We start from the raw sequence: 11648 nt of genomic DNA, 5'->3' as shown, positions 1-11648 counted from the left end.
CCTCCCCCTATGCCATTGGAAAGGTCGATGTCCAACCCTGAGCTGATCTTGCTTTTTTTACTGGCCGCCGTGGTCGGTGTGCCGTTGTTTCGGCGTTTGAATGTGAGCCCGGTGCTGGCCTATTTAGCCCTGGGCCTTATTTTGGGGCCTTCGGTATTCAACTTGGTTGGCGACGCCGACACCGTGCTGCAAATCTCAGAGCTTGGCATCATTATGATGCTGTTCGTCCTCGGGCTGGAATTATCACCTAGCCGGGTGGCGCAGCTTAAAAATGCCATTTTTATCTTCGGCTCCGGGCAGTTGGTTCTTACCACCGCGGCCTTTACCGCCATCGGTATGGCTTTTCAGTTAAGTTGGCAAAGCGCCTTGGTGTTGGGCTCGGCACTTTCACTTTCATCAACCGCCTTTGCCGTAGAGCTTCTTAAAGAACACGGCCTTATTACCTCCAAACAGGGCCAGGACAGCTTTGCCATTTTGCTGTTTCAAGACATGGCGGTGGTACCACTACTGCTACTGATGGCAGCACTTTCCCCTGGCGGCGGCCAAACCCACCTGGCGCCTTGGTACGTGATAGTTGGGGTGTTAGTGGCGGTAGCGCTTTTTGCCCGCTACGGCCTTACCCGCCTGATGCAGGCGGTAGTGGCATCCAACGTCCGGGAAGTGCTGACGGCGTTAGCCTTACTGCTGGTACTGGGCAGCGCCTGGTTGATGGACGAAATCGGCCTTTCAGCCGGTATGGGCGCTTTCCTGGCGGGTACCTTCCTGGCCAACTCTTCTTATCGCCATCAATTGCATGCCGACGTTGAGCCCTTTAAAGGGTTGCTGCTGGGGCTGTTTTTTATGGCCATCGGCATGACCTTAAAGCTGAACCTGCTGTGGACCCACCCGCTCAACGTGTTGGTGGCCATGGCGCTGTTCTTTGCGGTGAAAATTCTGGTGCTGTGGCCACTGGCGCGTATTTGGGGTCATAACTGGCGAAACGCGCTGCAACTTGCGGTGCTGCTCAGTGAAGGCGGCGAATTTGCCTTTGTTATGGCAGGCCAAGCGGGCAGTTCAGGCTTGATGAGTGAAGACCAGCAAGAGCTGATGGTGCTGGTTGTCGGCCTGTCGATGATCCTCACCCCTTGGCTCTACAGTTGGGTGCGTAAGTGGTGCATCAGCAAGGCCAAAGCCCCGGATGACGCCCCTACCCCTTCGCCCGAAAACAAGCCTCGGGTTATCGTTGCCGGCTTTGGTCGCTTTGGGCAAATTGTTGGCCGGGTTTTGGCCGCCTACCGCATTCCCTTTGTGGCGCTGGATAAAAACGCTACCCATATTGCCTTGGTAAGGCGCTACGGCGCTGAAGTGTTTTTGGGTAATGCCACCGAATATGACCTGTTAGACAAAGCCCGCGCCCATGAAGCTGACATTCTGGTGGTGGCGGTAGATGACAAGCGCGACTCCATGGCCATTGTCGCCCTTTGCCAAATTCGTTTTCCGAACCTGAAATTGCTGGTGCGTGCCATTGACCGCTTACACGCCATTGAGCTTAAGCAGCTCGGCATCAAACATGTGTTTAGGGAAACCTTTAATGCTGGCCTGCAGGCCACGCAATCGACGCTGTTAGAGCTGGGTATTCCCGAGTCAGAAGCGTTAGACATCATCAAGAAGTTTCGCGAACACGATGAGGCGCTGCTCAATTCTGCGGTCGAGCATGTCGAGAATGAAGAAGAGCGTATAAGGCTGGTGCGGGCCAGCCGGCGGGAGCTGGCGAAACTGCTGCGCCAAGATTCTGACCTTTCCGACCTTTAATGCTGATTTTCTTGGCATTTATCCTTAAATTGCCCACTGTGAGGAGCATCAAGGGCAGCCCTAACCCATTCAGGTAACCGTAATAAAACGGCCTCTACTCTGAGGCCGCGAATAACGGCAGAGTTAGGGAATATTCATGTCTCGATTCATTGTAATACCCGCGGTTTTGGCTGGGGTATTTGCCCCTTTGGCGCTGGCTGATACCAATACCGGTTTCGATTATTTAGCCGGTGGCTTGCAATACAGCCACCTTAATCCCCAAGGCACCAGTAACCCGTATTTTGGCCAAGACGTTGCCAATAGCGACCAAAACCTTTACGGCGCTTACTACCAAGGCGCATGGAACTTCACCGGTAACTGGTTTGTGAAAACCGAGGGCGACTATGGCGCCAAGGCAAATGACGACTACTTCCAAAGCTATACAGGCCTTGGCTATGTTTGGCATGTAAACGACAGACTGCGGCTGTTTGCGTCGGTGGGGGTTGCCAGTTACAACGCCACCCATCAGCTCGATAGCCTCCCCAATAACACCAGCATACAGTTGCAAGGCGACGATACCGGCGCATCAGCAGAGGTTGGCTTTCGCTATAAGGTCAACGAGATATGGCGCGTGCAACCGGTTTACCGTTACAGCGACTTTGGTACCCCCGAGCAGGAATACCGTATCGATAACATCTTCCAGATCTCCGACCACTGGGCGCTAGAAGGTAACTTGCGCTACCGCCACTGGGGCGACTTGGACGAATCGAGTGTGCAAATCGGTGTGCGTTACAGTTTCTAAGCAACCACGGTAACAAAGGCTAGCGACGGCTGGCCTTTTTTATGCCGATAAGCCACGCCAACCGGGCAAAGACAGCCAGCATTCACAAATAACCTTTTAAAACAGCCAGATAACACTTAACAGAACAGTTCATTCACCTAAAAAAACACTGTTCTTTTATTCATTTTCGTGACAGCGATCACGGCGTAACGTAGCCCTCGCACTCTCAATTGCTGAGGATTTACACCATGAATAAACTTTTTGCTGCCGCTATTCTTTCCGGCACTGTTGCCTCTCCTGCGGTCTTCGCAGCACCGGTTGATTCTTACAGCTACCTGTCTGGTGGTGTGCAATATTCCCACCTCAACGAAAAAGGCACCGACCAGTACTTTGGCGATGCCTATAGCCACGACGACCAAGACATGTACGGTGCCTACTACAACGGTTCCTGGAATGTTGCTGGTAACTGGTTTGTACAAACCAAGGGCGATTACGGCACCCATGCCAAAGACGATATTTTTCAAAGCTACACTGGCGTCGGTTACTTCCAGCCCATCAATCCGGCACTGAGTGTTTACGGCTCGGTTGGGGTGGCAACCTATAACGTTGAGCACAAGCTGGACGGGGCCCCCAACGACCTAAGCTATCGCCTGCAACGCGACGATAGCGGCGCTTCGGCAGAAGTTGGCCTGCAATATCGCGTCAACAATATCTGGCGCGTACAGCCTGCCTACCGATACAGCGATTTTGGTAAACCCGAGCAGGAATATTCGGTTGATAACATCTTCAACGTTTCCGACCACTGGGCTGTTGAAGGCAACCTGCGCTACCGCAAATGGGGCGGCCTTGATGAGCCGGGCGTGCAGTTAGGTGTGCGCTACAGCTACTGATTAAAAAAGCCACCGCAAGGTGGCTTTTTTATCGGCAAAGATCTGCGGGCTTGGCAGTATAAAGCCGGTGTAAACAACCGAAAACCTGTTAAAAACCTCTGTTTAAACAAATACCTACGAAAATCAAACTTTCAACAAAAAGAAACCAAAAATTAACAAAAACACGTCACTGTGGCGTTTTTGACCACAGTGAGAGTGTTTATGAAAACCAACATCAGCCGTTCTATTTGTGCCGCCCTCGTGTTGTTTTGCGGCTCTGCCCTGGCAGAAAACTGCCTGCTAGGTTGCCCCACCGGTAAATCCGGCCAAACCATAGTGCGCAGTATCTATACCTTGGAGAACAACGCCACCACCAAATTTGCCGACTGGGCAGCGTATGAAGTGACCGCCAGCACCATTGATGGCGGCAGCCATAGCCGTAATTGGCAAGCCGACCCTGATATTGACAGTGCCGACACCCTAGAGCCTGCCGATTACACCGATGCCAACGCCGTACTGGCAACCGACCGCGGCCATCAAGTGCCACTGGCAGCCTTTAGCAACACCAGCGATTGGGCAATGACCAATTACCTGTCGAACATCACTCCGCAATCATCAAACCTTAATCAGGGCCCCTGGGAAGCATTAGAAAGTGCAGTGCGCGACTTTGCCCGCACCGGCCAGGATGTGTATGTGGTCACAGGGCCGCTGTACGAATGGTACTTCGGTACTCTGCCAGAGGCGGACGAAAGCCATACCATTCCGTCGGGCTATTTTAAGGTGGTGATGACCAACGATAACGGCTGGATAGAAGCCTCGGCTTTTATCATGGAGCAAGACAGCGGCCGTGCTGATGACTACTGCGCCAAGGAGGTCACTGTGGACGAAGTGGAAAGCCGCAGCGGCCTGAATATCATGCCGGAGCTGGCCTCTTATAAGGAATCGGCAGTTGAAGGCCAAACCGGTGGCTTAACCAGCGCGCTGGGTTGTAACTAAACATAAAAAAACCCGGCCAATGCCGGGTTTTTTTATCGTTGCCGTTAGGCTTTATGCTGTTCTGCCAGATACAGCCAGGTATCCACCACGGTATCGGGGTTCAAAGATACCGAGTCAATACCCTGGGCGACCAGCCAAGCGGCAAAGTCTTCGTGGTCAGAAGGTCCCTGACCGCAAATGCCAACGTATTTGCCACGCGCCTTAGCGGCCTTGATGGCCATTTCCAGCAACGCCTTCACCGCTTCATTACGCTCGTCAAAGAGGTGGGCAATGATGCCGGAGTCGCGGTCCAGGCCCAGGGTCAGCTGGGTCAAATCGTTGGAGCCAATAGAGAAGCCATCGAAATGATCCAAGAACTTGTCGGCCAGCAGCGCGTTGGACGGCAATTCACACATCATGATCACTTTAAGGCCGTTCTCACCGCGTTTCAGGCCTTGTTCGCCCAGCAGTTCAATCACCTTCTCGGCTTCACTTAAGGTGCGCACGAAGGGGATCATCACTTCAACGTTGGTCAGGCCCATGTCGTTGCGCACGCGCTTAATGGCTTCGCATTCCATGGCAAAACAGTCGCGGAATTCCGGGCTGATGTAACGGCTGGCACCACGGAAACCAATCATCGGGTTCTCTTCGTGGGGCTCATAGGCTTCACCACCCACCAGGTTCGCGTACTCGTTGGATTTAAAGTCAGACATCCGCACGATAACGCGCTCTGGGCTAAAGGCGGCGGCCAGGGTGGCAATACCTTCAACCAGTTTGGTGATGTAGAACTCACGAGGGCTGTCGTAGCCCGCCATCATCTCTTCGATTTCGGCTTTAAGGGCAGCAGGCTGCTCGTCGAGGTTCAACAGGGCTTTAGGGTGTACACCAATCATGCGGTTAATGATGAATTCCACCCGTGCCAAACCGATACCGGCATTTGGCAGACGGCAGAAATCAAAGGCGCGGTCAGGGTTACCGACGTTCATCATTACTTTCATCGGCAGCGCGGGCATTTTGCCCACTTCCGAGGTTTCCACGGCAAACTCAAGCTGGCCCTGGTAAATAAAGCCGGTGTCGCCTTCGGCGCAAGAGACGGTCACAGCCTGGCCGTCCTTAATAAGGTCGGTAGCATCGCCACAACCCACTACCGCCGGAATACCCAGTTCACGGGCAATGATGGCAGCGTGGCAAGTACGGCCACCGCGGTTGGTCACAATGGCGCTGGCGCGCTTCATGATCGGTTCCCAGTCTGGGTCGGTCATGTCAGTTACCAGTACGTCGCCGGGCTTCACTTGGTCCATGTCTTTAATGGAGGCCAAAACGCGGGCGGTACCGGCACCGATTTTGTGGCCGATGGCGCGGCCTTCGGCGATAACCTCAGACTTACCTTTCAGGCTGAAACGTTCCAGCACTTGGCCAGACTCGTTAGAGCGCACGGTTTCAGGACGGGCCTGAACGATGTAAAGCTTGCCATCAAGGCCGTCTTTGGCCCATTCGATGTCCATCGGGCGGCCATAGTGCTGCTCGATGATCACCGCTTGTTTAGCCAGGGCTTCTACTTCAGCGTCGGTGACCGAGAAACGCAGGCGGTCGCTGGCGTCGATTTTTTCAATCTTCACCTGTTTGCCGTGGGCTTCATCACCGGAATACACCATGCGCTCAGCTTTAGAGCCCAGGGTGCGGCGCAAAATGGCCGGGCGGCCAGCGGCCAGGGTGGGCTTGTGCACATAGAATTCGTCAGGGTTTACAGCGCCCTGCACCACCATTTCACCCAAGCCGTAGGCCGAGGTAACAAAGACCACTTTGTCGAAACCGGACTCGGTATCGATGGTGAACATCACCCCGGAAGCAGCGATGTCGGAACGCACCATGCGCTGAATACCGGCAGATAGGGCGACACCTTTATGGTCGTAACCTTGGTGTACACGGTAAGAAATGGCGCGGTCGTTAAAGAGGGACGCAAAAACGTGCTTGATGGCTTCCATTACCGAGTCAATGCCGCGCACGTTCAGGAAGGTTTCCTGCTGGCCGGCAAAAGAGGCATCGGGCATGTCTTCAGCGGTCGCGGAAGAACGCACCGCAAAGGAAACGGCGTCACCATGTTCGCCAGTCAGCTGCTGGTAGGCATCACGAATGGCTTGGTCCAACTCCGGCTGGAAAGGAGTGTCGATGATCCATTGGCGGATCTGGGTGCCGGCTTTTGCCAGCGCATTCACATCATCAACGTCCAGTTTGTCGAGGAGATCGTAAATCTTGGCGTTGACACCACTTTGTTCAAGAAACTGATTAAAGGCGTGAGCAGTGGTAGCAAAGCCGCCTGGTACTTGAACCCCTAAATCCGTTAGATGGCTGATCATCTCCCCAAGCGAGGCATTTTTGCCACCTACTCGGTTAACGTCGTCCATGCCAAGGGTTTGATACCAGAGAACATAATCTTGCACTGTCGGGACTCCCTGAGTTTTTCCAGCTGAAGGGTTTGTGCATAAGCGCGCGGCCATCATACACTGCCGATTATCGAACGGTAAAACGTTTGTCTTTCACGTTGTTAACAGTCTACATAAAGGCTTTTTAATGGATAGGCACGTCTATTTTGTCTCTGATGGAACAGCCATCACGACCGAGGTTTTCGGTCACGCGCTATTGTCGCAATTCCCTGTAAAGTTTAAACAATTTACCGAACCCTTCGTCGACAACGAACGCCAGGTTGCGCGCGTTTTAGACAAGATAAACCGTAGTTTTATTACAACAGGCCAACGGCCGCTGATCTTCCACACCATCGTCGATGCACGGTTAAGAAGCCTTATCGAAGAAGGCGATGGCATTTTTTATGACATCCTTTCAACCTTCGTTAATCCCTTGGAAGTGCAGCTAGGGGTAAAAGCCGACCCGAAAATTGGCCGCTCCCACGGCATGATGGACGATGCCTACCATCACCGTATTGAAGCGGTGAACTACGCCATGGCCAACGACGATGGCGCCGTGACCCGCTATTACAGCGATGCCGATATCATTCTGATTGGGGTGTCGCGCTGCGGTAAAACCCCAACCAGCCTTTATTTGGCGCTGCAGTACGGTATTAAGGCCGCCAACTACCCTTTTACCGAAGAAGACATGGACAACCTGAAATTGCCCAGTGCCTTAAAAGAGCACAAGCACAAGCTTTATGGTTTGGTGATTGACCCTGAGCGCCTAGCGCAAATTCGCCACGAACGGGCGCCCGGTAGCCGTTATGCCTCGCTACGCCAATGCCGAATGGAAACCAAAGAGGTGGAGCTGTTATTTAAAAAGGAACGCATTCCCTTTTTAAACACCACCCGCCATTCGGTGGAAGAAATCTCTGCCCATATCCTGCAAGACACCGGGCTTGAACGTAACAAGTATTAAAAAAGCCCGCCTAGGCGGGCTTTTTTAAGGGCAGCAATTGGCCAGCATCAAGGCCGGGAACAGCGCCCTTTTGTTCAGCGTCTTGCACCAGTTGCAGCAAATGGCGGTTCACCGGCGCTGCCAGCCCAAGGGCGTCGGCTTCTCTTACAACCCAGCCGTTAAGGTAGGCAATTTCGGTTTCTTTGCCGGCGGCCAGATCGTCATACAACGATGAGCGCGCCTCTACGTCCATGGCCAGCATGCCTTTGGCAAGGCGACTAAACGCTTTATCGGGCAGGCGCAAAATATAAGGCAGCAGCGCCGGTGGCGTGCCCAACATCTTGGCCGGCTTAATGCCCTTGGCTTTAAAAACCTTTAACGCTTCTTGCTGCGCCGCCGCCAACACTTGCCGAAAAGGCTGCTGACTGAGCTCTTGGGCCAGGGGCAGCCCGCATAAGCCATTGATAGCGTTATTAAGGTTGAGCAGTAATTTACCGGCCAGCACGCTGTCAATATCGGTGGTGGTATCTGCATCCCAGGCACTGGCAAACACCCCCAGCTCCCGTGGCACCACCACCCTGCCCCCGGTAGCCTGATGCAAATGCCCGGGCGCCAACCAATGCACATTAAAGGGCACCATAATAGGCAAGGCACTGCAGCCGCTAACATCGGCGGCGCGCTGCGCTGCCCCCAAGCCATTTTGCGCGACAATCAGCGTCGGCTTGCGGGTTAGTACCAAACCAAGCCGGCTTATCAGCGCCTGGGTATCTTGGCGTTTGCAGGCCAGAATAACCCAGTCATAAACCCGTTCACTGTGGGTAACCACCTCGAGTGTTTCCAGGCTTATCGCTTCACCAAGGCCACTGATCTTAAGGCCATTGGCCAAGCGTTCCTGAGTGGCCTGCCGTCCCAGGTAGTGCACCACTACGCCTTTGGCCTGTAACTTGGCACCAAGCCAGGTGCCAATGCAGCCAGCTCCGGCCACCAAGACGCGGCTTTGCTCCGTCCTCACGCCCATTCCTTAACAGCGGTTTTTTGCCAGACTAACAAGGGGATGGGCTGCTGCAAATAGCCAAATCCGGCTGGTAGGTATCAAAAGCGCGCTCTTTGCACAATTTCGTGAAAAACCGCAGCTAAAAACACCGTCCAGCAATGGCTGGGCCGGTGAATTGCCACAATCAAACGCAGTGTTTCACAGCAAAAGCCGTTAATAACAAGCATCGTTAATATTGGCTATTTAAGATAAGGGCTTGTCACCAACGGAAATGGTTTTGCTGCAAATGTTAATGGTATGCATTAGTTCTAAACAGCATGTAACTATATGTATAAAAAGGATTTTGCTTGGCCCCCTAGGCATGGTACATAAGGCATCTTTTAGTCGAAGGGGGATAAAATGAAAGTCGTTTACGGGTTGATAGCCCTAGTTCCTTTTGCGGCCTTAGCCGAAGATTTTGGGCCACTGAATGTCAGAACCCAGGCCCCCCTTCAAGTCAGCTCCTATTCGCCCCAATTACGCGATGCATCCCTCGCCGAAGGGGCGCCGGATGAGCTAAATGTTGGCCTAAGCATGGCTTCCATCTGGGCCATTGATAACAGGGGCGCCTACACCCTTGATTACTACCAGAATGATGCAGACCTACGTTATGCCCATTCCATTAATGACAAGTGGCGTATTGAGGGTGAATTACAGTATCGCTGGGTAGGCAACAACCATCTCGATTCCCTTACCATTGGCTTTCACGACCTTTTTAATATCAGCCAGAATGGCCGCACCGATGTACCTCGCCACCAAAGCCGCATCATAGTGCCGTCAGCCAATGTCGATGACGAGCACTTTAACGGTGCCACCCTCGACCAAATTGCCACCTTCTATGCCGAGCGCTTGCTTTATGCCGACCAGAGCAACGCCCTGACGTTAGGGATGGGGATTTTTTGGAATAAGGTCGGGGGCGAATTTGAAAAAGACATTAAAGCCGGTGGCATGCAGCTCAACTACAGCACGCAATTGTCGGCAAAACAAAAACTGCACCTGATGGCGGGCATTACGCAGCAAGACTGGAACGACAATACCACTATCGCCATGCGCCATACCTTGGTTAGCGCCGCCGCCGGCTACGAATATCTGTTAACCGAACACCACGTTTTGCTGGCCGAATACCTTTTTCACCAAGGCCAAGCCAAAGATCTTGGGCCGTTAAGTGACGGCGTGCATGAGCTGCTATTCGGTTACCGTTACCAATGGCACAAAAAGGCGCTGGAGCTCGCCATGGTGGAAAACACCATCAACGATGACAACAGCGCCGATATCGCCTTTACCTTTTCGTACCGTCAGTTCTTTTAGGTACCAAAGGCAATGGTCAGCACCACAATACTGACCAGGTTCAGCCACAAGCCGACCCGCATCATGGTGCGCTGACGGATAAGCCCGGTGCCAAAGACAATGGCATTGGGCGGCGTTGCCACCGGCAGCATAAAGGCGCAAGACGCAGCAATACCAATCAGCACCGCCATATTGGCAACCGGCAAGCCCAGCGCATTGGCAATACCACCAAATAGCGGTACCAACAGCGCCGCGCTAGCGGTATTGGATGCCAATTCGGTTAGGAACACCACAAAGGTGGCAATCACCCCATAAAGCAGCCACACCGGCGCGCCTTGGGTAATATGTGAGAGGCCTTCGGCCAGCCAGGCACTGGTGCCGGTCGCTTTTAATACCGCCGACAAGGTCAAGCCACCGCCGAACAGCAGCAGCACGCCCCAGTCCACATCACGCTCAATGGCTTTCCAAGATGACAGCCCCAAAGCACCAACCAAAACGGTGGCGCTGAGCGCAACCAAACCATCAAAGTCTTTAATGCCGCCAAGGGATTTGGCGATAAAAGACGAGAACACCCAGCACACCACGGTGATGGCAAAGACCAACAAGGTCAGTACCCGGCCGCGGGTCCATTCGAAGTTTTCTTTAACCACTTCAACCCGTTGCCCAAGTTCGGGTTTGAGCTGCCAATACAATACCACCCAGGCCAGCGGCAGCAGCACCGCAACCATCGGCATACCCACTTTCAGCCAGTCATCAAAGCCTTGGTGCAGGTAGCCAGCGGCAATGGCGTTGGGCGGGCTGCCCACCAGAGTGCCCATACCGCCAAGGCTGGCAGAATAAGCCACCCCCAGTAACACAAACACCTGGGTGCCAAGGGACGGCTCGTTATCCAAGCGGCGCAGCAAGCCCATTACCAGCGGCAGCATCATTGCCGCAGTAGCAGTGTTACTGATCCACATCGACAAAAAGGCCGCAGTTATAAACAGCAGCAACACCGACAGCCAAAAACGGCCACCGGCCAAGCGCATTACCGCTGAGGCCATGGCTCTATCAAGGCCTTGCTCTTTAAGGGCCGAGGCCAAGGCAAAACCGCCGAGGAATAAGAAGATGATGGGATTGGCGAAATTAACCAAGCCCGCTTTTAAATCAAGTACATGCAGCAAGGCGGCCAGTACCGGCACCAACAGTGCGGTAATGGTTACCGGCAACGCTTCTGTCATCCAGAACACACCGGCAACCAGCAAGATAGCCAAACCCGCATTGACCTGACCGTCAAAGGGCGCGTCAATCACCAAAAACAGGCCGACCAGCACCGCCAGTACGGCAATCACTTTAGAGATCATGATGAGTTGTTATGTTTTCGTTGGGGGCCATCATACTGACAAAAAAGCCCGTGTTATTCGAGTGTTATCTTAGAAAAGTTACCTTAACGGCACGGTAATGCGCCAAGTGGCAGTGCCCGTTAAAACCCGGGCGACATACCTTGATACAAAGCATCCAAGCTTGGCGCTTTGTGTGCCAAAAGGCACTGTGTTAAAACACCAACACAGTTAGCCAATAGAGACGGTTT

9 protein-coding genes are annotated in these 11648 nt (G+C 53.4%); 6 read left to right on the top strand and 3 right to left on the bottom strand.

All coding sequences use genetic code 11. From position 1 onward, the window contains the following. The first annotated feature begins 27 nt into the window (after positions 1–27). The 4 genes from DW350_RS08680 to DW350_RS08665 all read left to right on the top strand — a co-directional run bounded on the left by DW350_RS08680 (position 28) and on the right by DW350_RS08665 (position 4416). Positions 28–1791: a cation:proton antiporter domain-containing protein gene (locus tag DW350_RS08680; protein ID WP_192954861.1), complete on the top strand. Its 1764-nt coding sequence runs from the start codon at positions 28–30 to the stop codon at positions 1789–1791. 136 nt (positions 1792–1927) lie between these two features. Then, positions 1928–2572 (top strand): outer membrane beta-barrel protein, encoded by a 645-nt coding sequence (locus DW350_RS08675; protein WP_115718486.1) that lies wholly within the window; start codon positions 1928–1930, stop codon positions 2570–2572. A gap of 227 nt (positions 2573–2799) precedes the next feature. Then, positions 2800–3441, top strand: a complete 642-nt coding sequence (locus tag DW350_RS08670) for an outer membrane beta-barrel protein (RefSeq protein WP_115718485.1) — start codon at positions 2800–2802, stop codon at positions 3439–3441. Between the two features lie 201 nt (positions 3442–3642). Further along, complete coding sequence (locus DW350_RS08665) at positions 3643–4416, top strand: DNA/RNA non-specific endonuclease (protein ID WP_115718484.1); 774 nt, start codon at positions 3643–3645, stop codon at positions 4414–4416. A 44-nt stretch (positions 4417–4460) separates the two neighbouring features. Here the strand turns inward: DW350_RS08665 and ppsA are convergent, their stop codons facing one another. Then, entirely contained in the window at positions 4461–6800 is a 2340-nt protein-coding gene (gene ppsA / locus DW350_RS08660) for a phosphoenolpyruvate synthase (RefSeq protein WP_336407000.1), read from the bottom strand. Positions 6801–6966: 166 nt separating this feature from the next. On the opposite strand from ppsA, the gene ppsR reads away from it, so the two are divergent. Continuing rightward, positions 6967–7779 (top strand): posphoenolpyruvate synthetase regulatory kinase/phosphorylase PpsR, encoded by an 813-nt coding sequence (gene ppsR, locus DW350_RS08655; RefSeq protein WP_115718482.1) that lies wholly within the window; start codon positions 6967–6969, stop codon positions 7777–7779. Positions 7780–7789: 10 nt separating this feature from the next. Here ppsR and DW350_RS08650 read toward each other — a convergent pair whose 3' ends face one another. After that, entirely contained in the window at positions 7790–8770 is a 981-nt protein-coding gene (locus DW350_RS08650) for a 2-dehydropantoate 2-reductase (protein ID WP_192954860.1), read from the bottom strand. Between the two features lie 381 nt (positions 8771–9151). Between DW350_RS08650 and DW350_RS08645 the strand changes: the two genes are divergently transcribed. Next, on the top strand, positions 9152–10099 hold the full coding sequence (locus tag DW350_RS08645; protein WP_115718480.1) for a DUF3187 family protein: 948 nt from the start codon (positions 9152–9154) through the stop codon (positions 10097–10099). Here DW350_RS08645 and DW350_RS08640 read toward each other — a convergent pair. Further along, positions 10096–11421, bottom strand: coding sequence for an SLC13 family permease (locus DW350_RS08640; protein WP_115718479.1), 1326 nt, complete (start codon positions 11419–11421; stop codon positions 10096–10098). The two genes, DW350_RS08645 and DW350_RS08640, sit on opposite strands and share 4 nt — an antisense overlap. Positions 11422–11648 lie beyond the last annotated feature (227 nt).

The sequence above is a fragment of the Gallaecimonas mangrovi genome (genome assembly GCF_003367375.1).
GTDB lineage: Bacteria > Pseudomonadota > Gammaproteobacteria > Enterobacterales > Gallaecimonadaceae > Gallaecimonas > Gallaecimonas mangrovi.
Note: the sequence above shows the minus strand (reverse complement) of the source record. Positions and strands in the feature narration are given on the sequence as shown.